This window comes from Citrobacter sp. Cpa228 (assembly GCF_030333085.1).
Taxonomy (GTDB): domain Bacteria; phylum Pseudomonadota; class Gammaproteobacteria; order Enterobacterales; family Enterobacteriaceae; genus Citrobacter; species Citrobacter pasteurii.
The window spans coordinates 126,789-148,779 of sequence record NZ_JAOWGQ010000044.1; the positions used below are offsets into that span (position 1 = coordinate 126,789).

Consider the following 21,991-nt stretch of genomic DNA (forward strand, 5'->3'; position numbering starts at 1 on the left):
TGTGTATTCATGATCGTGCTATGTATTATGCCGGATGGTGCTTACGCTTATCCGGCCTGTGAAACCGCACCCATGGGGCGATTACTCCACCGCAAATATCTTGTCGAGTTTGCTGTAGCCTAATCCATTGATTTTTTTAACCTTGATCTGCACCGGAATACGTTCTTTCATCGCTTCGACGTGGCTTATCACGCCAATGGTCTTGCCTGTGGCGTTCAGGGCATCCAGCGCGTCGAGGGCGGTATCCAGCGTTTCGCTATCCAGCGTGCCGAAGCCTTCATCGAGGAACAGGGAGTCAATGCGTGTTTTGTGACTGACCAGGTCGGACAACGCCAGCGCCAGCGCCAGGCTCACGAGGAAGCTCTCGCCGCCGGATAGCGTGCGGGTATCACGCACGGCATCGGCCTGCCAGGTATCCACCACTTCGAGTTCCAGCGCCTCACTGGCCTTGCGTTGCAACAGATAGCGGCCATGCAGACGGGTTAGCTGGTTGTTGGCAAGCCAGACCAGATTATCCAGCGTTAGCCCTTGGGCAAACTTGCGGAATTTATCCCCCTCTTTTGAGCCGATCAGGGCATTCAGATAGCCCCAGTCTTCGACCTGCTGTGCGACTTTTTCAATCTCCAGCATCAGTGTCTGCTGCTGCTGGCGGTTGTCTGCATCCTGTTTGAGCTGCTGGCGAATTTCGCCCTGGCGCGTGGTGTTATCCCGCAGTTGTTGCGTGAGATGTGCCAGTGCATCGCGAAGATATTCCACGGTGAGTGTGAGATCCGCGCCGGCAGGCGGTTGCTGCTGATGCGTTGCCAGCGCCTGCTGAGCCTGGTTAAGTAGCGTTTGCACCTGTTGTAGCTGGCCTTCCAGCGACTGCTTAAGCTGCTCAAGATGGTTAAATGCCTCTTCATCCAGCAGGGCGGCAAGGAAGGCGTCGCGATCGTCAAAAACACTGGCCTGCAATGCGGTATCAAACTGCGCCTGAATCTCTGCTGCGCGTTGTGCTTCCTGGGCTTCCTGCTGTTGCAACGATTGCCACTGGCCCTGTAATGAGAGGCAGTCATCGTGCACCTGCCGCCAGTTTTCCAGCACCAGATCCTCAGCGCTTTCAGAAAGCGCATCGGTTTCTGGCAGCGTTTCCAGCAGCGGCGCAAGCTGGGCAATCCGGGCCTGTAATGCGGTCAGTTCGTTCTGGCGCTGTTGCCACATTTGCGTTTCGTTCGCCCGTTCGCTCAGCCATGAGGCGACGTCACCCTCAGCCGGAAGGGCCAGACCATGGCGGGCCAGTTCGGCGGTTAGCGTCGCCTGACGCTGGGCAATATGCTGCTGGAGCTGAGTAATCTGTTCCGTATGCGCGGTGATTTGCGCCTGCAAGGTATGACGCAGGCTCAAGTGGTGAAGCTGCTGCTCGTGCTCTTCCTGAGCTGCAAGCCACGGGGCGATATCATCCTGCGGTTGCAACGTTATGTTCAGGCTGGCAGTCAGCGTCTGCCACTCTTGAGTAAGTGCTTGCTCCTCCTGAGAAAGCGTCTGTACCTCGCGTTCATCACGCAGTAGCTGTTGGGTTATCGCGTCGAGCTGTCCGCGTAGCGTTGACCCCTCATCGGCCAGCGTTTTGACCTCTTTTTCTAATGCTTCACGCCGCGCCTGATTGACGCTGAGTTCGAGTGTTTGATAGTGCTCAATGGCCGGGTGCGTCGTGGAGCCACAAAGCGGACAAGGCTGTCCGGATTGCAATAAAGCACGCTGGCTTTCCAGATCTTTAATCCGTGCTTCCTGCTCGCAGAGCGTTTTTACATCGGTCAGATGCTGATTTTTATCTTTATAACGCTGACGTTTTTCTGCCAGGGCCGCGTTGCGTTGCGCTTGCTCCTGCTGCCGCTGCTGTATTGTGGCGCGTAGCTGTACCAGCTGTTTTTGTTTCGGCGCAATTTGTCCATGCAGATTGCTCAGTTGCTGGCGGAATAGACGCAACTGTGAGTGCTGCGCCAGCGCTACCGTGACTTCTTGCGCGCTAAATGACAGCGAGGGAAGCGGCAGTGCATCCAGCTTGCGTACGTCGCTGTCGCGGAGTTTTTGCCACTGACGTAGCTGGTCGTTAGCGTCAGATTGCTGTGCCAATAGCGCTTTCCATCCCGCCAGTTCGCTGCTCCATAAGCGGAAACGGTCATGTTCGTTCAGCCAGTCGGTTAGCGTCTGCTGTTCGGTGAGCAGAGTCGCCGACTGTATTTGTGCCCGCTGACGGATGCGCCCACGCAGCGCTAAGCTGCTTTGTAAGCGAACATTTACTTCCTGAATATTCTGTCGTGTTCGGCTGAGCGTGGCGGATTGTTCCTGAATTCGCTCCCAGTACGGACGCAATGCTCTGGCGGGATGTGCCAGGCTGAGTGTCGCCAACTGCGGTTGTGCTTTATCTTGCGCCTCTTGTGCGGTCTGTAATGCTTGCTGGTGGCGGCTTACTTCTGCCTGCAGCTCATTTTGTCGGATGAGCCAATTAAGATGCTGTTGCTGGATTTGCTGACGGGTAAGATGCTGTTTTTCTTCGTCAGTAAGTACCTGCAAACTTTCTGTCAGGGACTGTACCTGCTCTGGTGCTAACAGCGCCACGCCGCTGGCCTGGGCCTGTAGTTTTTCCAGCTCCGTGCGCGCTGCTTTGTGCTTTTCAAACACCATGGCGGAGATTTGGCCGTAAATCTCTGTGCCGGTCAGCTCTTCCAGCAGTTCGGCGCGCTCTTTCGGTTTGGCATTGAGAAATGCGGCAAACTGCCCCTGAGACAGCAGCATCGAGCGGGTAAAACGGCCGTAATCCAGCCCGGTAAGCTCGGCGGTCATTTCCAGCTTGTCTTTAACTTTATCGGCGAGAATTTTGCCATCGGCGCAACGAGCCAGTTCGACACGCGGAACCTGCAGATTGCCCTCAGGCTGATTGCGCGCGCGGTTCTGGCTCCAGAATGCGCGATAGGCTTCGCCTCTGACTTCGAATTCAACTTCGGCCAGACATTCCGCCGTATCGCGGGTCATCAGGTCGTTTTGCGACTGCGATACGGTATTGAGTCGTGGTGTTTCGTGGTACAACGCGAGGCAAATGGCGTCCAGCAGGGTGGTTTTCCCGGCACCGGTTGGACCGGTGATGGCGAACAGCCCGTTGCTGGCAAAAGGCTCTGCCGTGAAATCAACTTTCCATTCCCCTTTCAGGGAGTTGAGGTTTTTCAGGCGCAGACTGAGAATTTTCATGCTTCAGCCTCCCCGGCAAGCGTCTGTACGGTTGCGCTAAACAGCTGATTAAGCCGCTCACGCTGTGGTTCTTCAAGTTCTTCCAGCGCCAGGCGGCGGTCAAAAACCTCCGCCACGCTCAGTTCGCTTAATGTTTCACGACGTTCATTGACCATGATGCGCTCGCGCTGTTCCCGACTGCGGCGCACCAGTAACACCTCTACCGGTAAATCTTCGGTCAAGGCCTGGATTTTACGCTGCATATCATGCAGATAGTCATCGGTGGTAATTTCAATATCCAGCCACACCGGCGGATCTTGCTGTACGTTGCGCCACTGCTCAAGCTGGGCGGTAATGGCGGCGAGATCGCCTTTCAGTACCGCAAGCGGCTGGGTGACCGGTACGGCGAGATTCTCAACGGCGCTCAGCTTACCGTTTTCAAAGCTCACCAGGTGGACGCATTTGCTTTTGCCGCACTCGTCAAAACTAAGCGCAATCGGCGAGCCGCAATAGCGAATATGTTCTGTACCGCCGATGATCTGCGCCCGGTGAATATGTCCCAGCGCAATGTAATCCGCCGGTGGGAAATTTTGTGCCGGAAAAGCATCCAGCGTCCCAATATAAATATCACGTACGGCGTCACTTTTACTGGCGCCGACGGTGGTCAGATGCCCTGTCGCAATAATCGGCAGATTCTGGTCGCCACGCAGCGCGCTGGCGTTCTGATATTGCTGTTGGTAATAGTCGGTGATTGCACCTAATAAATGCTGCTGCTTTTCGTGACCGGTTAGCCCCGCCTGACTGGTAATGATGTCACGTGGACGTAAAAAAGGAACCGGGCAAAGGATCGCGCCCGGCGTGCCGTCGCGTTGAGGTAGCACTTGCGGCGCGTGGCCCGCGCTGGCCACGACCGTGGTGTTGAGAAACGCCAGAATATCGCGGGACTCATTGAGCGTGGCGACGGAGTCGTGGTTGCCTGCCAGCACCACCAGATGACAGCCGGTTTGCTGCAGATTAACGACAAAACGGTTATACAGCTCACGGGCATAGCTTGGCGGTGAGCCGGTATCAAAAATATCGCCTGCCACAATAATGGCATCCACCTGATGGGATTGTGCCGTTTCCAGCAGCCAGTCGAGAAAGGCCTGGTGTTCAGCGGCGCGGCTCTTGCTGTAGAAATTTTGGCCCAGATGCCAGTCAGACGTGTGGAGGATGCGCATAAGAGTTCCATGACAAAAAAACGATGGCGGAGATTATAACCTTGCAAGGGCGGTAATATCTTGTTTCCGGGCTGTCATAATTCGCCTGGCTGCGTTAAACCTGGACTATCTTTTCATAAATCTGTCATAAAAGTGACGCATAATGCCACGGTATTGATGGCAAACGATTTAATTATAAACAGGGCAAATCATGGCGAGACGTATTCTGGTCGTAGAAGATGAAGCTCCAATTCGTGAAATGGTCTGCTTCGTGCTCGAGCAAAACGGTTTTCAACCCGTAGAAGCCGAAGACTATGACAGTGCTGTGAACCAACTTAATGAACCCTGGCCGGATCTCGTCCTGCTTGACTGGATGCTTCCCGGCGGCTCGGGTCTACAGTTTATTAAACACCTCAAGCGGGAAGCGATGACGCGGGATATCCCCGTGATGATGCTGACGGCGAGAGGTGAAGAGGAAGACCGCGTCCGGGGTCTGGAAACCGGTGCGGATGATTATATTACCAAGCCGTTTTCTCCCAAGGAGCTGGTGGCGCGTATTAAAGCGGTTCTGCGTCGTATTTCACCGATGGCGGTGGAAGAGGTTATTGAGATGCAGGGGCTAAGCCTTGATCCGACCTCGCATCGCGTGATGACCGGAGAGGATCCGCTGGATATGGGGCCGACCGAATTCAAACTGTTGCACTTCTTTATGACCCACCCTGAGCGCGTCTACAGCCGTGAACAACTCCTCAATCATGTCTGGGGAACCAATGTCTACGTGGAAGACCGGACAGTGGATGTGCATATTCGCCGGTTGCGTAAAGCGCTGGAGCATAGCGGACACGATCGTATGGTGCAGACGGTACGCGGGACGGGATATCGCTTTTCGACCCGCTTCTGACTGCAAGTAATAAGAGCCTGAGGGATTAGGCTGTAAATGGAGTAAGACGTTTGCTTGAACGATTGTCATGGAAAAGGCTGGTACTGGAGCTGATCCTCTGCTGCATACCGGCTTTTATCCTTAGCGCTTTTTTTGGTTATCTACCCTGGTTTTTACTGGCGTCGGTAACGGGCCTGCTTATCTGGCATTTCTGGAACTTATTGCGTTTGTCCTGGTGGCTGTGGGTCGACAGGAGTATGACGCCTCCACCGGGTCGTGGCAGTTGGGAGCCACTGCTCTACGGCCTGCATCAAATGCAGTTGCGTAACAAAAAGCGCCGTCGCGAATTGGGTAACCTCATTAAACGCTTTCGCAGCGGGGCGGAATCGCTACCCGACGCAGTGGTGCTAACCACCGAAGAAGGCGGTATTTTCTGGTGTAACGGACTGGCACAGCAGGTTTTAGGGTTACGCTGGCCGGATGATAGCGGGCAAAATATTCTTAACTTGCTGCGTTACCCGGAGTTCACACAATATCTGAAAACACGCGACTTTAGTCGGCCAATTAATCTGGTACTCAACACCGGACGGCATCTGGAAATTCGCGTAATGCCCTACACCGATAAACAACTGCTAATGGTGGCGCGCGACGTTACCCAGATGCACCAACTGGAAGGTTCACGACGTAACTTTTTCGCCAACGCCAGCCATGAGCTACGTACCCCGCTGACGGTGTTGCAGGGCTACCTAGAAATGATGCAGGAACATCCGCTGGAAGGGACGACGCGCGAAAAAGCGCTGCATACCATGCGTGAACAAACGTACCGTATGGAAGGGTTAGTGAAGCAGTTGCTGACACTGTCGAAAATTGAAGCCGCACCGGCGATGATGCTCAATGAAAAGGTGGATGTGCCGATGATGCTGCGCGTGGTCGAGCACGAAGCGCAAACGCTGAGCCAGCACAAACATACGTTTACTTTTGATGTTGATAACAGCCTGAACGTGCGGGGGAACGAGGAGCAGTTGCGTAGCGCTATCTCGAATCTCGTCTATAACGCGGTGAATCATACGCCTGCGGGAACACACATTACCGTACGCTGGCGACATGTGGCCTCGGGGGCGGAATTTTGTGTGGAAGACAACGGTCCAGGCATTGCCGCCGAGCATATTCCACGCCTGACCGAGCGTTTTTATCGTGTAGATAAAGCACGATCCCGACAAACGGGGGGGAGCGGATTAGGTCTGGCGATTGTGAAGCATGCTCTGCATCATCACGACAGCCGTTTGAATATCGACAGCGAACCAGGCAAAGGGACTCGTTTTAGTTTTGTGCTCGCGGAACGTTTAATTGCCAAAAACAGCGGTTAAAACGTATTCGTAAGCTTATCTTTCCAAAAGCCAGCGTAAGTTGGCTTTTTTTGTTGCAGTCAATAAAGAGTTCCTGAATTTTACGACGTTTGATTGTTTTTTGTTCGCATGATTACCCATGTCTTTTTCCAGGGAATGGTGTTTTGTGCTAGCTCAATTTTTCATATCGCTATATTGTTCTGGTTTTTAGATCCCACCTTGCTTTAAAACGTTATAAGCGTTTAAATTGCGCTCCAGGTGCTGTCATACCGACTGCATTTACGCGGTAAATCGAAAAACTATTCTTCGCCGCGCCAGGCAGGGAGAATTTCCCGCTGGAATTGCTTAAAAATGCCGCTGTATCATCCCGCAGGGAAAGGCAGAAAATTAAACGTTTTCAACACCACATCCACAGGCAGTAAGACTTTATGACCCATCAGTTAAAATCGCGCGATATTATCGCTCTGGGATTTATGACATTTGCACTGTTCGTTGGTGCAGGTAACATTATTTTCCCCCCAATGGTTGGTTTGCAGGCAGGCGAGCACGTCTGGACTGCAGCCTTTGGCTTCCTGATTACCGCCGTGGGCCTGCCGGTACTTACCGTGGTCGCACTGGCGAAAGTGGGCGGCGGCGTGGACAGCCTGAGCACGCCTATCGGTAAAGTTGCCGGTCTGCTGCTGGCTACCGTCTGCTATCTTGCCGTGGGGCCATTATTCGCCACGCCGCGTACCGCGACGGTCTCTTTCGAAGTCGGGATTGCACCGCTGACCGGTGATTCTGCGCTGCCGCTGTTCATCTACAGCGTGGTGTACTTCGCGATTGTGATTCTGGTGTCACTGTATCCCGGCAAACTGCTGGATACCGTGGGCAACTTCCTTGCTCCATTGAAAATTCTGGCGCTGGTTGTGCTTTCCGTGGCGGCGATTGTTTGGCCAGCGGGCCCGATCAGCAATGCAATGGAAGCCTATCAAAATGCGGCATTCTCGAATGGCTTTGTGAACGGCTATCTGACGATGGATACGCTGGGCGCGATGGTATTTGGTATTGTTATTGTTAACGCCGCCCGCTCGCGTGGCGTTACCGAAGCGCGTCTGTTGACCCGTTACACCGTCTGGGCTGGCCTGATGGCGGGCGTGGGGTTAACGCTGCTGTACCTCGCGCTGTTCCGCCTGGGTTCAGACAGTGCGACGCTGGTCGATCAATCTGCTAACGGTGCGGCAATTCTGCATGCGTATGTTCAGCACACCTTCGGTGGTGCAGGCAGCTTCCTGCTGGCGGCGTTGATTTTCATCGCCTGTCTGGTGACTGCGGTTGGCCTGACCTGTGCGTGCGCTGAATTCTTCGCGCAGTATGTTCCGCTGTCTTATCGTACGCTGGTGTTTATCCTTGGCGGTTTCTCGATGGTGGTCTCTAACCTGGGTCTGAGCCATCTGATTCAGATCTCTATTCCGGTGCTGACGGCTATCTATCCGCCATGTATCGCACTGGTTGTACTAAGCTTTACCCGCTCATGGTGGCATAATTCTTCCCGCGTCATTGCACCTGCGATGTTTATCAGCCTGATTTTTGGTATCCTTGATGGCATTAAAGCTTCTGCAATTGGTGATGTCTTACCAGCCTGGACCCAGCGTTTACCGTTGGCAGAACAAGGGCTGGCGTGGTTGATGCCAACAGTCGTGATGGTGGTCCTGGCCGTTATCTGGGATCGCGCAGCGGGTCGACAAGTGACCTCCAGCGCACACTAATATCACTGACAATAAGTTTTAACCACGGGGCTATTAATATGGCCCCGTGGTTTTTTTATTGTGTTAACAGGTTAGGAATCGATGGAAAGTAATAACAAGCTAAAGCGTGGGCTGAGCACCCGGCACATCCGCTTTATGGCATTAGGTTCAGCAATTGGTACCGGGCTGTTCTACGGTTCAGCCGATGCCATCAAAATGGCGGGGCCGAGCGTGTTGCTGGCCTATATTATCGGTGGCGTCGCGGCGTACATTATTATGCGTGCGTTGGGCGAAATGTCAGTCCATAACCCCGCAGCCAGCTCTTTCTCGCGCTATGCGCAGGAAAACCTCGGACCATTGGCTGGTTACATTACCGGCTGGACCTACTGTTTTGAAATCCTGATTGTCGCCATTGCCGACGTGACAGCCTTCGGTATTTACATGGGCGTCTGGTTCCCGGCCGTACCGCACTGGATTTGGGTACTCAGCGTAGTGCTGATTATCTGCGCTATCAACCTGATGAGCGTGAAGGTGTTTGGCGAGCTGGAGTTCTGGTTCTCATTCTTCAAAGTCGCCACCATTATCATCATGATTGTCGCCGGTTTTGGCATCATTATTTGGGGGATTGGCAACGGCGGGCAGCCTACCGGGATCCATAACCTGTGGAGCAACGGCGGTTTCTTCAGCAACGGCTGGCTCGGCATGGTGATGTCGCTACAAATGGTGATGTTCGCCTACGGCGGGATTGAGATCATCGGTATTACCGCAGGTGAAGCCAAAGATCCGGAAAAATCTATTCCGCGCGCCATCAATTCCGTACCGATGCGCATCCTCGTGTTTTACGTGGGGACGCTGTTCGTCATTATGTCGATTTACCCGTGGAATCAGGTCGGTACCGACGGTAGCCCGTTTGTCCTGACGTTCCAGCATATGGGCATTACCTTTGCAGCAGGTATCCTCAACTTTGTCGTCCTGACTGCGTCGCTGTCGGCCATCAACTCTGACGTCTTCGGCGTGGGGCGTATGCTGCACGGTATGGCGGAGCAGGGCAGCGCCCCGAAAATGTTCGCCAAAACGTCACGTCGTGGCGTGCCGTGGGTCACGGTAATGGTGATGACCATCGCGCTGTTGTTTGCGGTGTATCTTAACTACATCATGCCGGAAAATGTCTTCCTGGTGATCGCCTCTCTGGCAACCTTCGCAACTGTTTGGGTGTGGATTATGATCCTGCTCTCACAAATTGCTTTCCGTCGTCGTCTGCCGCCGGAAGAGGTCAAAGCGCTGAAATTTAAAGTACCGGGTGGGGTAGTTACGACCGTTATTGGCCTGATTTTCCTGGTCTTTATCATCGCGCTCATCGGCTACCATCCGGATACCCGCATTTCGCTGTACGTCGGTATTGCGTGGATTATCCTGCTGCTGGCTGGTTGGGTTTTCAAGTGCCGCCGCGAGCGCCAACTGGCTGAAGCGCAGTAATATTTTTGCCGGGTAGTCATGTTGGTTCGTAGTTGAATTTGGCAATTGTTCTTTATTTTTAAAAACGAAGTTGATTACTCAACTTCGTTTTTTTATTTGTATAAAAACGGTGAATGCTTTTTGTTTAAAAATAAAGAATAATAATTATTTTCTTTGTTTGTTATCAAATTATTATGAGCGCTTTTTGAAAGTTTGATGAAGCCTTTTATGTTATTTTTTCTATGGTTTTTTATATGCTTTCTTGTAAGGCATAACTATTATTAATGAGATTAAATGAGGCTCTTTATGGGTGGAATAACTAATGCAGCAGACCGTTCTACAACGAGTAAAACTTATAATAACCCTGGGGTTAAGGTTGATAATACATGTAAGGTTTCTGTCCTTAACTCTGCAACTAACAAATTAGTTGGGGTGGCAAATATTGGTAAAATACCCACAAATGTTAGTAGTTCAATATCGCAAGGATCACAACCATTACTACAGTCTGGTATAAAGAAGGCCAGTATAGAGATTTTTGTGCAGAATCCTCCACAGCTGCCACCCCGTAACTCAGTGCTCAAGCAGGCTTCGGTGCAGAATCCTCCACAGCTGCCACCCCGTAACTCTGTGCTCAAGCAGGCTTCGGTGCAGAATCCTCCACAGCTGCCACCCCGTAACTCTGTGCTCAAGCAGGCTTCGGTGCAGAATCCTCCACAGCTGCCACCCCGTAACTCTGTGCACACGCAGGCTTCGGTGCAGAATACCCCACAGCCTGCATCCCCTGGAGCAGAAGACACGTGGAAGCCGGAGTTAAAACGTGAAGTTCTTCTACAGCCAGAAACAAAGGTAACGAGTAATCCAAAGAGTCATGTATCGAAAAATGCAACTATTCAAGCGGAGAATGTTGCTAAGGTAAAAAACGACGTTGTAAAGAAAAAAAATGATGTTCCAGAAAAAAAACCACTTAAGAATAAAATTCTTCATTTTTTTCATATTCACCGCAGCAAGAATGCCCTGCTAAATGTGGAACAGAGAAAAGCGTTAGCTTATGAAAATAGAGACTCAATTAATAATGGTGTTAGGAATATTCTTGCTCTCGATGAGCCTAAAGATAATGGCTCAACACGTCTTGAAGAATTTGGGGTTTTTAGGGAGGCGCATAGCGGAGCCAATAACACTCAAAGATATTTTCAACAAACCATAAAAAAAATGGATAAAGGTAATAAAGATCTGCTTGGTAATCGTGACGATGTAGTTGCTTTCTTTAATATATTCAAATATGCCATCAATCAGGCATACAGTGAAATGAAAAGTGGTCAAGATAAGGAAACAGCCAAGGATGCTTTCAACGAAATGGTGTCATTGCTCGGTTCAATGCAGCAGCATTTTGCTAATGCCGATAAAAATACCTATAACTTTAATAATGTAGCGCAAGTTATGTTCAGGGATATGCCTGAAGTGCTCTCCCATCTAAATTTGGAAAAGCCTACTTTCAATTTGCCTGATAGCCAATAAGTATTCATTTTTTTTACCGGGTAGTTTTGCGTTACCCGGTAATTTTCTCCTCCCCCGCGCTCCTCCCCCAATAAACGTTAAGATGATGAGTGATCCTGCTCGTCGCTATGGCAAGGTGACGTCATTATCATCAAAGGGGATACGTGATGTTGAACGCCTGGCACCTTCCGGTTGCCCCATTTGTGAAGCAAAACAAAGATCAACTGACGATTACGTTATGGCTGGCAGGGGAAAATCCTCCTCAGCGCGTGACGCTACGCGCGGAAAACGATAACGAAGAAATTTCTCTGTGCATGCACAAACAGCGTAGCCAACCGCACCCTGGTGTCACCGCGTGGCGCGCGGCGATCGATCTTACCAGCGGGCAGCCCCGCCGACGCTATAGCTTTAAATTACTGTGGCTCGATCGCCAGTTGTGGTTCACCCCGCAGGGATTCAACCGCTTTCCGCCTGCGCGTCTGGAGCAGTTTGCTGTTGATGTACCGGATAACGGTCCGCAGTGGGTTGCCGATCAGATTTTTTATCAGATTTTCCCGGATCGCTTTGCCCGCAGCCAGTCGCGTGAAGCGGCTCAGGATAACGTCTATTACCACCACGCGGCCGGACACGACATCGTGCGGCGCGAGTGGGACGAGCCGCTTACGGCTCAGGCCGGTGGTTCGACGTTTTATGGCGGAGATTTGGACGGCATCAGCGAAAAGCTACCGTACCTGAAAACGTTAGGGGTAACGGCGCTGTACCTGAATCCGGTGTTTACCGCGCCGAGCGTACATAAATACGATACTGAAGATTATCGCCATGTTGATCCGCAGTTTGGCGGCGACAGGGCGCTGCTACGCCTGCGTCACAACACGAAACAGCAGGGGATGCGGCTGATTCTCGACGGTGTCTTTAACCATAGCGGCGATTCGCACGCCTGGTTTGACCGACATAATCGCGGGACGGACGGAGCATGCCATAATCCGGATTCCCCCTGGCGCGACTGGTACCATTTCTCTGATGATGGGGTTGCGCTGGACTGGTTGGGGTACTCAAGCCTACCCAAACTGGACTTTTCCTCTGAAAGCCTGGTGAATGAAATTTATCGTGGCGAAGACAGTATTGTTCGCCACTGGCTAAAAGCGCCATGGAGTATGGACGGCTGGCGTCTGGATGTGGTGCATATGCTGGGCGAGGCCGGTGGTGCACGTAATAACTTGCAGCATGTCGCCGGAATTACACAGGCGGCGAAAGAAACCCAGCCAGAGGCGTATGTGGTGGGCGAGCATTTTGGCGACGCGCGCCAGTGGTTGCAGGCCGACGCGGAAGATGCCGCCATGAACTATCGCGGTTTTACTTTCCCCCTCTGGGGATTCCTCGCCAATACCGATATTTCATACGACCCACAATATATTGACGCTCAGACCTGTATGGCGTGGATGGATAACTACCGCGCGGGGTTGTCGCATCAGCAGCAGTTGCGCATGTTTAATCAGCTCGACAGCCACGATACTGCTCGCTTTAAGTCTCTGCTTGGCAAAGACGTTGCACGGTTACCGCTGGCGGTGGTGTGGCTGTTTACCTGGCCTGGCGTACCCTGTATTTACTACGGTGACGAAGTGGGGCTGGACGGGAATAACGATCCGTTTTGCCGCAAGACGTTCCCGTGGCAAAAGGAAAAGCAGGATAGCGCGCTGCTGGCGTTATACCAACGACTGGCAAAATTACGTCACCAGAGCCAGGCGCTCCGCCACGGTGGATGTCAGGTGATTTACGCCGAGGATAACGTGGTGGTGTTTGTACGCGTGCTAAACCGCCAGCGCGTGTTGGTGGCGATTAACCGCGGTCACGCTTGTGAAGTCGTGCTGCCAGCCTCACCATTGCTCAATGTCAGTCAATGGCGGCACAAAGAGGGCAAAGGCCAACTCGTCGATGATATCCTGGCGCTGCCCGTAATATCGGCTTCAGTCTGGATGAGTCATTGATACAAGCGCGAAATTGCCTCACTGGCCAGCAGCGCGTCTCGCCACCAGCGCTGCGCCAGTCCTTCGCTACTATTGCGCCATGCCATATAGGCGACGTCTTTTTGACGAAATGAGATAACCGTCTTTTCCACCAGTTCACCGCTGGCAATCCATGGGCTGGCAATGTGGCGGGGGAGAAATCCGCAGCCCATTCCCGCCCGCAGCAGCACCACCTTACTGTGGAAATCATCGACGCGAATTTGAGCCTGTTCATCCATCAGGTTGGTCTGTAATGGGTGGCAAAAGCGAGCGCTGTCGCTGATAACAATCGCCCGGTGCAGGCACAATTGCTCGTTCGTCAGACCATCGGGTGCCGCAGCCAGCGGATGTTCAGGTGCCACGACAAAGACATTGTCCAGCGTGCCGAGCATTTTGTAGGACCAGGCGGCGGATGTGGGCGGTTCATTAATTGCGCCGAGGATAATATCCGCTCCATTATGGGTCAGTTCTTCCCATGAACCTGCCAGCGTATGGTGGGTGAAGTTGAGACGGGTTTGTTTATTAAGTGCATGAAATTCATCAATAATGGGTAGCAGTGCGGCAAAGGGAAAAGAATCATCGAGCGCTATTGCCAGCTCCTTTTCCCAGCCGGAACTTAGCTGTATTGCCTGCTTTTCGAGATCTTTTGCCGCACTCAGCAGTAGACGCCCCTTTTCCAGCATCATCCGTCCGGTGTCGGTGAATTTTGCCCGGTGTCCGGAACGGTCAAGCAATTCGATGTTCAGATCGCTTTCCAGCTTCTGAATCATATAGCTGAGTGCCGCAGGGGTTTTAAACAGCGATTCGGCCGCCGCAGCAAATGACCCCTGTTTGTCGAGTGCATCGAGGATCAGCAGAACATCCAGATTGAGGCGCATAAGCAGAAAATATCCTGAAAATTAAACCTCTCTGTTTTACCGAATGGAGAAAAACAATGCCAGTGAATAAATTAGATGAGTCATGCGCATTTTTTTGATGTTGTTTAGGATATATCGCGACACAGAACTAATAGTTTCACAGGACGGTAAGTTTTCTTTAATAACTCGTTAGAAATTTCCCGCTATACTCAACAAGCTTTCTGGTTCAGGATCCTGTTGCTGACGGCAGATACAGACCGTTGCCTTTTAACTTATTGATTAAGAAGGTGTGCTATGTCTATTCGGGAACTGATTGACCCTCAAAACTCCACGCTAATTTTTATTGACCATCAGCCGCAAATGTCATTTGGTGTGGCGAATATTGATCGCCAGACATTGAAAAATAATACCGTTGCATTAGCCAAAGCCGGGAAAATATTCAATGTTCCAGTAATTTATACTTCAGTGGAAACGAAAAGTTTTAGCGGATATATCTGGCCGGAATTGTTAGCTGTTCACCCTGATGTGAAACCGATTGAACGTACGTCTATGAACTCCTGGGAAGATGCATCCTTTGTTAAGGCGGTAGAAGCGACCGGGCGTAAAAAACTGATTATTTCCGCGTTGTGGACTGAAGTCTGCCTGACCTTCCCGGCGCTGATGGCGCTGGAAGCGGGCTACGAAGTGTATGTGGTAACAGACACTTCAGGCGGCACGTCGGTGGATGCCCATGAACGTTCCATCGATCGCATGGTGCAGGCGGGTGCCGTACCTGTGACCTGGCAACAGGTTCTTCTTGAGTACCAGCGCGACTGGTCCCGCAAAGAAACCTACGACGCCGTCATGGATTTGGTGCGTGAACACAGCGGTGCTTACGGTATGGGTGTGGATTACGCGTATACCATGGTGCATGGCGCGCCGGAACGTAAAGCCTGAATACACGCCATCTTTCATGTTGCCTCTTTGTTGGCTTAGTTTGCGTACCCTGGTCACTGACTTATGTAAGTGACCGGGGCTACACAATCTTGCCGCCTCGATGTTTCATGAATAATTGTGTATTGCTTTCATGGCTTAAGCAGGTCAATTTCCCTTTAGCAAGGAACCTTTCATGGCGCAGAACAAACATGTGACGTTGGTAATTACTCACACCCTGCGGCCTGACCAGGCGCAGCGTTATGAGCAGTGGTTGGGGAAAATCATGCCGCTGGCCGCCGAGTTTCCCGGGCATCTTGGGGCGAATGTCATTCGACCCACAGATGGACAAAACCTGTGGAACATCATCATTCGCTTCGACACCCTTGAGCATCTGTATAACTGGACTCAATCCGATACGCGCCGGGAGCTGGTTGAGGAAATTGCGCCGCTGCTGGCCGAAGGCGATAAAACAGAAGTGCGCACCGAAGCGGCCTTCTGGTTTACGCCGCCAGCCCCCCATGTACGTCAGCCCAAACGTTGGAAGCAGTTTTTGATAACGCTGCTGGTGATTTTCCCCAGTACCAACCTGGTACCGTGGCTGACCGGTATTCTGCTGCCTTCAATGAAAGGCTCGTTACTCCTGCATCTGATTAATGATGCCTGTGTGGTTGCGTTGGTGGTCTGGTTGTGGATGCCCATCGTAACCCGTCTGTTTGCCGGATGGCTGAAAAAAGCCTGACCGGTTTCTCAGGAGATTGTTATGTCTCAAACTGCCACACTGATTCTGACTCACGGAAAAATTCATACTCTCGAAAAGCAAAGCCCACAGGTAGAGGCGGTGGCGATCGCCAACGGGAAGATTCTGGCGACCGGTAGCCATGATCGGATCATGAGCTTTGCCACCGAAGGGACGCAGGTTGTCGATCTGCAGGGGCATACGGTGATCCCCGGTCTGAACGATTCACACCTGCACCTGATTCGCGGCGGCCTGAATTACAATCTGGAATTACGTTGGGAAGGCGTACCGTCACTGGCGGACGCGCTACGTATGCTCAAAGAGCAGGCGGACAGAACGCCGTCGCCGCAATGGGTACGCGTAGTGGGCGGTTGGAGCGAATTCCAGTTTGCCGAACGGCGCATGCCAACCCTCGAAGAACTCAATGAAGCCGCCCCGGATACTCCGGTTTTTGTTCTGCATCTCTATGACAGAGCGCTGCTGAACCGCGCCGCGCTGAAAGCCGTTGGCTACACCAAAGCCACACCGGATCCGGCGGGGGGAGAGATTGTGCGTGACGGCAATGGTAATCCAACCGGAATGTTGATAGCCAAACCGAATGCCATGATCCTCTATTCGACGCTGGCGAAAGGGCCAAAACTGCCGTTAGAGATGCAGGTTAACTCGACCCGCCAGTTTATGCGTGAGCTGAACCGCCTCGGGCTGACCAGTGCCATCGATGCCGGCGGCGGCTTCCAGAACTATCCGGAAGATTACGAGATCATCGAGCAACTGCACGCGAACCAGCAGATGACGGTGCGTATTGCCTACAATCTGTTTACCCAGCGTCCGAAGCAGGAAGTGGAAGATTTTGAGCGCTGGACGGATGTGCTCAAACCCGGGCAGGGAACCGATTTCTATCGTGCTAATGGGGCAGGGGAAATGCTGGTCTTCTCGGCGGCTGACTTCGAAGATTTCCTGCAGCCACGTCCGGATTTACCGGAAGGGATGGAAGAGGAACTGGAGCGCGTGGTTCGTCACCTCGTGGAGCACCGCTGGCCGTTCCGCCTGCATGCCACCTACGATGAATCCATCAGCCGTATGCTGGACGTGTTTGAGAAGGTGAACCGTGACATCCCGTTCAATGGCCTGCACTGGTTCTTCGATCACGCCGAAACGATTACTGAACGCAACATCGAGCGGGTAAAAGCGCTGGGCGGTGGCATTGCGGTTCAGCACCGAATGGCGTTCCAGGGCGAATATTTTGTCGATCGCTATGGCAAAGAGGCGGTTAAACATACGCCGCCGGTGGCGAAAATGCTGGCGGCTGATGTGCCGGTTGGTCTGGGTACCGATGCTACGCGCGTGGCCAGCTACAACCCGTGGACCGCGCTCTACTGGCTGGTTTCGGGCCGTACCGTTGGCGGAATGGCGATGTATGATGATAACAACCGCTTGCCGCGCGACGTGGCGCTGGAACTGTGGACGGCTGGCAGTGCCTGGTTCTCCAGCGAGCAGGGTAAGAAAGGGCGTATTGAAAAGGATCAACTGGCAGATCTGGTGGTGCTGTCAAAAGACTATTTCAGCGTGGCGGAAGAAGAGATCAAAGGCATTGAGTCAGTGATGACCATTGTCGATGGCAAAGTGGTTTATGCGGCCGGACATTTCTCCCCGCTGGCCCCTCCAGCGATTCCGGTTGTCCCTGACTGGTCGCCGGTGGTGAAGGTACCGGGACATTATCGCTCAGCGCCGCCGGTTGCGGCGAAGGTTGGAGCAATGGTGCAGATGCATCAGTGCTGCGGAAGCTGTGGTGTACATGGCCATCAGCATGATATTGCGCGTAAATCAGGGATACCGGTATCAGATGATCGGGCCTTCTGGGGGGCGCTCGGTTGTTCCTGCTTCGCGTTTTAAGGGACGGGTCAGCGCCAATGAAAAAGGCCGCTTTTGCGGCCTTTTTTCGATTCATGCCAATTACAGGCTGGAAACGTTTTCGGTCAGGTATTTTGCCACGCCGTCCGGAGACGCGTTCATACCTTCTTTACCTTTTTCCCACTGTGCCGGGCAAACGTCGCCGTGTTCTTCGTGGAACTGCAGCGCGTCAACCATGCGCAGCATTTCGTCGATGTTACGACCCAGCGGCAGGTCGTTAACCACCTGGTGGCGAACGACGCCGTTAGCATCGATCAGGAAAGAACCACGCAGAGCAACGCCCGCTTCCGGGTGCTCAATGCCGTAGGCTTTCTGGATTTCGCGTTTGATATCAGCAACCATTGCGTATTTCACTGCACCGATGCCGCCTTTGTCGACAGGGGTGTTACGCCATGCGTTGTGGACAAATTCAGAGTCAAAAGAAACGCCAACCACTTCAACGCCACGCTTCTGGAATTCTTCGTAACGTTTGTCGAATGCGATCAGTTCAGACGGGCAAACGAAGGTGAAGTCCATCGGCCAGAAGAACAAAACGGTAGTTTTACCGTTGGTATGCTGTTTGAAGTTGAAGTTTTCAACGATCTCACCGCTACCCAGTACCGCAGCTGCTGTGAAGTCCGGAGCCTGACGAGTTACCAGTACCATATAAATTCTCCTGCAAAGTTAAGGGGTTTTTGGAACGCAACGCGGGCCAGTATAGAGAGTGTTCGGGAATAAGACAAAGAGGCGCTGGCAATCAATGAGACAGGTTTTGTCTATCAATCTTTTGCCGGATGACGGCTACTGCTTATCCGGCGCGTCATGCGGGCGACAATCAAAGGGTCTTACGCCGTGCCAGATCCATCATCTGTGGGTAAAACTGCCAGAAGCGTTCTTCTAAGGCATCGTAATGGGTGTCCAGGTCGTACCATGAATCGCGCAGGGCATCGAGCCGCGGGCGACGGCTGGCCATGCCATTGAGCACATCCTGGATAAAATCCATGTCGCGATAGCGCTCGAGCCATTTCTCTGACCACATATAATTGTTCAGATTGATAAAGCGCGGCGGTGATTCTGGCAGAATAGTGGCAACCTGGGTGTGCGCATAGCGCACAAAGTCCGTCAGCGGGAAATCGGGAGAGATTTCTGACCAGTGGCGCGACAAAAAATGATCCCACATGACGTCCAGCGTAATTGGCGCGACGCGACGCGTTTCGCTACGAAACCACTCCTTGGCTTCACGCACCTGTGGCAGGTTATCGGTCATCACGTCAATTCGACGATGCATGAAAATGCCTTCCACCACGTCAGGCGAGTAGTGCGTTTGGGGATTACCCCGGACAAAATCGGCCAGCAGATTGCCGGAAAGCGAGCTGTCGGCAAGGTGAGCGAGATGCAAATGTGCAAGAAAATTCATAGTTAAACGTTTATCCAGAGGGGTAAAGGTTGCAGGGAGAACGCCCCGGCACTAGACTACCCGCCTCTTATTTTAGTCTGAGTCAGTGTCATGCGCGTTACCGATTTCACCTTTGAATTACCCGAATCCCTGATTGCTCACTATCCGCAAGCTGAGCGCAGCAGTTGCCGCTTGCTGTCACTGGATGGGCCGACGGGCGCGCTGACGCATGGTACTTTCACTGATTTGCTCGATAAGCTCAACCCTGGAGATCTGCTGGTCTTTAATAACACCCGCGTGATCCCGGCCCGTCTGTTTGGTCGTAAAGCCAGCGGCGGCAAGATTGAAGTACTGGTCGAGCGTATGCTGGATGACAAACGTATTCTGGCGCATATTCGTGCGTCGAAAGCGCCGAAGCCGGGCGCCGAGCTGCTGCTGGGCGACGACGAAAGTATTAAAGCAACGATGGTCGCCCGCCATGACGCGCTGTTTGAAGTTGAGTTTAACGACGAACGCAGTGTGCTGGATATCCTCAACGCCATCGGCCATATGCCGCTGCCGCCGTATATCGACCGTCCGGATGAAGACGCTGACCGCGAACTGTACCAGACGGTGTATAGCGAAAAACCGGGCGCCGTCGCCGCGCCAACCGCGGGTCTGCACTTTGACGATCCGCTGCTGGCTAAACTGCGCGATAAAGGCATTGAGATGGCGTTCGTCACGCTACACGTCGGCGCGGGTACTTTCCAGCCGGTGCGCGTAGACACCATCGAAGATCACATCATGCACTCCGAGTATGCGGAAGTGCCGCAGGATGTGGTTGATGCTGTGCTGGCGGCAAAAGCGCGCGGTAACCGCGTTATTGCCGTGGGCACCACCTCCGTGCGTTCACTGGAAAGCGCAGCGCAGGCTGCCAAAAACGACCTTATTGAACCGTTCTTCGGCGATACGCAGATCTTCATCTATCCAGGCTATCAATACAAAGTGATAGACGCGTTGGTGACCAACTTCCATCTGCCGGAATCGACGCTGATTATGCTGGTTTCCGCCTTTGCTGGTTATAAAAACACCATGCACGCCTATCATGAAGCGGTAAAAGCGGAATATCGCTTTTTTAGTTACGGTGATGCCATGTTTATCACGTACAATCCGCAGGCTATTTCTGAGCGACCGTGAGAAGGCTATCTCACTTGCCATTTTGATGTCGGGCAGTGCTCGCCATCCTCACGTACTGCGTGTACGCTCCGGTGGCTGTGCGCTGGCCGCCCCCAAACTGGCTGCGCCGATTGCGCCTTCGCCAGTAGGTTAATATATTTTTACTCCGTGGAGTGATTCCGTGGGGAAAGTTTAATCATCAGACTGTCTCTCTGATGCAGGAGAAAAAATGAAATTTGAACTGGATACCACAGACGGCCGCGCCCGCCGCGGCCGCCTGGTTTTTGATCGTGGCGTAGTGGAAACGCCTGCCTTTATGCCGGTCGGTACTTACGGCACTGTTAAGGGTATGACGCCGGAAGAAGTTGAAGCGACCGGCGCACAGATCATCCTCGGCAACACTTTCCACCTGTGGCTGCGCCCGGGTCAGGAAATCATGAAGCTGCACGGCGATCTGCACGATTTCATGCAGTGGAAAGGGCCGATCCTCACCGATTCCGGCGGCTTCCAGGTGTTCAGCCTGGGCGACATCCGTAAGATCACCGAGCAGGGCGTGCATTTCCGTAACCCGATCAACGGCGATCCGATTTTCCTCGATCCTGAGAAGTCGATGGAGATTCAATATGATCTCGGTTCCGATATCGTGATGATCTTCGACGAATGTACACCGTATCCGGCTGACTGGGACTATGCTAAACGCTCGATGGAGATGTCTTTGCGTTGGGCGAAGCGCAGTCGCGACCGTTTTGATAGCCTCGGCAACAAAAATGCGCTTTTTGGCATCATTCAGGGCAGCGTTTACGAAGATTTACGTGATATCTCCGTCAAAGGTCTGGTAGATATCGGCTTTGATGGCTACGCTGTCGGCGGTTTGGCTGTTGGTGAGCCGAAGGAAGATATGCACCGCATTCTGGAGCATGTTTGCCCGCAGATCCCGGCAGATAAACCGCGTTACCTGATGGGCGTCGGCAAACCAGAAGATCTGGTTGAAGGCGTGCGTCGCGGTATCGATATGTTTGACTGCGTGATGCCAACGCGAAATGCCCGTAATGGTCATTTGTTTGTGACTGACGGCGTGGTAAAAATTCGTAACGCGAAACATAAAAGCGACACCAGTCCGCTCGATGCTGAGTGTGATTGCTACACCTGTCGCAATTATTCGCGCGCTTACTTGCATCATCTTGACCGTTGCAACGAAATATTGGGTGCGCGACTCAACACGATTCATAACCTTCGCTACTACCAGCGTTTGATGGCGGGTTTACGCAAGGCTATTGAAGAGGGTAAATTAGAGAGCTTCGTGACCGATTTTTACCAACGTCAGGGTAGACCAGTTCCACCTGTGAATGTTGATTAATTTTAATAATGAGGGAATTTGAATGAGCTTTTTTATTTCTGATGCGGTAGCGGCAACAGGTGCTCCGGCGCAGGGCAGCCCGATGTCTCTGATTCTGATGCTGGTGGTGTTTGGTCTGATTTTCTACTTCATGATCCTGCGTCCGCAGCAAAAGCGTACCAAAGAACACAAAAACCTGATGAACTCCATTGCGAAAGGCGATGAAGTGCTGACCAATGGTGGTCTGGTGGGTCGCGTGACCAAAGTAGCTGAATCCGGCTACATCGCTATCGCGCTGAACGACACCACTGAAGTGGTTATTAAACGTGATTTCGTAGCTGCCGTTCTGCCGAAAGGCACCATGAAGGCGCTGTAATTTATTGTTTTCCCAAAGGGAA

17 protein-coding genes are annotated in these 21,991 nt (G+C 52.6%); 12 read left to right on the forward strand and 5 right to left on the reverse strand.

Annotated elements, in window-relative coordinates:
- Nucleotides 1-81: 81 nt before the first annotated feature.
- Both sbcC and sbcD read right to left on the reverse strand, forming a co-directional pair.
- Nucleotides 82-3,225, reverse strand: a complete 3,144-nt coding sequence (gene sbcC, locus OGX91_RS11855) for an exonuclease subunit SbcC (protein ID WP_286626350.1) — start codon at nucleotides 3,223-3,225, stop codon at nucleotides 82-84.
- Complete coding sequence (gene sbcD / locus OGX91_RS11860; protein ID WP_286626352.1) at nucleotides 3,222-4,424, reverse strand: exonuclease subunit SbcD; 1,203 nt, start codon at nucleotides 4,422-4,424, stop codon at nucleotides 3,222-3,224. Before sbcD ends, sbcC begins: the two co-directional genes overlap by 4 nt.
- Before the next feature lie 190 nt (nucleotides 4,425-4,614).
- Here sbcD and phoB point away from each other — a divergent pair, with 190 nt between their 5' ends.
- From phoB to malZ, 6 genes are all read left to right on the forward strand, one after another.
- Nucleotides 4,615-5,304: a phosphate response regulator transcription factor PhoB gene (phoB, locus tag OGX91_RS11865; RefSeq protein WP_003021496.1), complete on the forward strand. Its 690-nt coding sequence runs from the start codon at nucleotides 4,615-4,617 to the stop codon at nucleotides 5,302-5,304.
- A 50-nt stretch (nucleotides 5,305-5,354) separates the two neighbouring features.
- Nucleotides 5,355-6,650: a phosphate regulon sensor histidine kinase PhoR gene (gene phoR / locus OGX91_RS11870; RefSeq protein ID WP_005120930.1), complete on the forward strand. Its 1,296-nt coding sequence runs from the start codon at nucleotides 5,355-5,357 to the stop codon at nucleotides 6,648-6,650.
- Between the two features lie 407 nt (nucleotides 6,651-7,057).
- Nucleotides 7,058-8,377, forward strand: a complete 1,320-nt coding sequence (brnQ, locus tag OGX91_RS11875; RefSeq protein WP_040232748.1) for a branched-chain amino acid transporter carrier protein BrnQ — start codon at nucleotides 7,058-7,060, stop codon at nucleotides 8,375-8,377.
- Nucleotides 8,378-8,458: 81 nt separating this feature from the next.
- Nucleotides 8,459-9,832: a proline-specific permease ProY gene (gene proY / locus OGX91_RS11880; protein ID WP_286626354.1), complete on the forward strand. Its 1,374-nt coding sequence runs from the start codon at nucleotides 8,459-8,461 to the stop codon at nucleotides 9,830-9,832.
- A gap of 285 nt (nucleotides 9,833-10,117) precedes the next feature.
- Complete coding sequence (locus tag OGX91_RS11885) at nucleotides 10,118-11,326, forward strand: hypothetical protein (RefSeq protein WP_217124628.1); 1,209 nt, start codon at nucleotides 10,118-10,120, stop codon at nucleotides 11,324-11,326.
- Nucleotides 11,327-11,472: 146 nt separating this feature from the next.
- Nucleotides 11,473-13,290 (forward strand): maltodextrin glucosidase, encoded by a 1,818-nt coding sequence (gene malZ, locus OGX91_RS11890; protein WP_286626356.1) that lies wholly within the window; start codon nucleotides 11,473-11,475, stop codon nucleotides 13,288-13,290.
- On the opposite strand, the gene OGX91_RS11895 is transcribed toward malZ, so the two are convergent.
- Nucleotides 13,284-14,186 (reverse strand): LysR family transcriptional regulator, encoded by a 903-nt coding sequence (locus OGX91_RS11895; RefSeq protein ID WP_040232741.1) that lies wholly within the window; start codon nucleotides 14,184-14,186, stop codon nucleotides 13,284-13,286. The two genes, malZ and OGX91_RS11895, sit on opposite strands and share 7 nt — an antisense overlap.
- A gap of 273 nt (nucleotides 14,187-14,459) precedes the next feature.
- Here OGX91_RS11895 and OGX91_RS11900 point away from each other — a divergent pair, with 273 nt between their 5' ends.
- The 3 genes from OGX91_RS11900 to OGX91_RS11910 all read left to right on the forward strand — a co-directional run bounded on the left by OGX91_RS11900 (nucleotide 14,460) and on the right by OGX91_RS11910 (nucleotide 17,709).
- On the forward strand, nucleotides 14,460-15,101 hold the full coding sequence (locus OGX91_RS11900) for a hydrolase (protein ID WP_286626357.1): 642 nt from the start codon (nucleotides 14,460-14,462) through the stop codon (nucleotides 15,099-15,101).
- A 172-nt stretch (nucleotides 15,102-15,273) separates the two neighbouring features.
- Nucleotides 15,274-15,819, forward strand: coding sequence for an antibiotic biosynthesis monooxygenase (locus tag OGX91_RS11905; RefSeq protein WP_005125120.1), 546 nt, complete (start codon nucleotides 15,274-15,276; stop codon nucleotides 15,817-15,819).
- Nucleotides 15,820-15,840: 21 nt separating this feature from the next.
- Nucleotides 15,841-17,709, forward strand: coding sequence for an amidohydrolase (locus OGX91_RS11910; RefSeq protein ID WP_286626358.1), 1,869 nt, complete (start codon nucleotides 15,841-15,843; stop codon nucleotides 17,707-17,709).
- A gap of 60 nt (nucleotides 17,710-17,769) precedes the next feature.
- On the opposite strand, the gene OGX91_RS11915 is transcribed toward OGX91_RS11910, so the two are convergent.
- Together OGX91_RS11915 and acpH are read right to left on the reverse strand one after the other, a co-directional pair.
- Nucleotides 17,770-18,372, reverse strand: coding sequence for a peroxiredoxin (locus OGX91_RS11915; protein WP_003021524.1), 603 nt, complete (start codon nucleotides 18,370-18,372; stop codon nucleotides 17,770-17,772).
- A gap of 169 nt (nucleotides 18,373-18,541) precedes the next feature.
- Nucleotides 18,542-19,123, reverse strand: coding sequence for an ACP phosphodiesterase (gene acpH / locus OGX91_RS11920; protein WP_005125122.1), 582 nt, complete (start codon nucleotides 19,121-19,123; stop codon nucleotides 18,542-18,544).
- A gap of 90 nt (nucleotides 19,124-19,213) precedes the next feature.
- On the opposite strand from acpH, the gene queA reads away from it, so the two are divergent.
- The 3 genes from queA (at nucleotide 19,214) to yajC (ending at nucleotide 21,969) form a co-directional block, all read left to right on the forward strand.
- Nucleotides 19,214-20,278: a tRNA preQ1(34) S-adenosylmethionine ribosyltransferase-isomerase QueA gene (queA, locus tag OGX91_RS11925; protein ID WP_005125124.1), complete on the forward strand. Its 1,065-nt coding sequence runs from the start codon at nucleotides 19,214-19,216 to the stop codon at nucleotides 20,276-20,278.
- 208 nt (nucleotides 20,279-20,486) lie between these two features.
- Nucleotides 20,487-21,614: a tRNA guanosine(34) transglycosylase Tgt gene (tgt, locus tag OGX91_RS11930; RefSeq protein ID WP_003021535.1), complete on the forward strand. Its 1,128-nt coding sequence runs from the start codon at nucleotides 20,487-20,489 to the stop codon at nucleotides 21,612-21,614.
- Nucleotides 21,615-21,636: 22 nt separating this feature from the next.
- Complete coding sequence (yajC, locus tag OGX91_RS11935) at nucleotides 21,637-21,969, forward strand: preprotein translocase subunit YajC (protein WP_003021544.1); 333 nt, start codon at nucleotides 21,637-21,639, stop codon at nucleotides 21,967-21,969.
- Nucleotides 21,970-21,991: the final 22 nt, after the last annotated feature.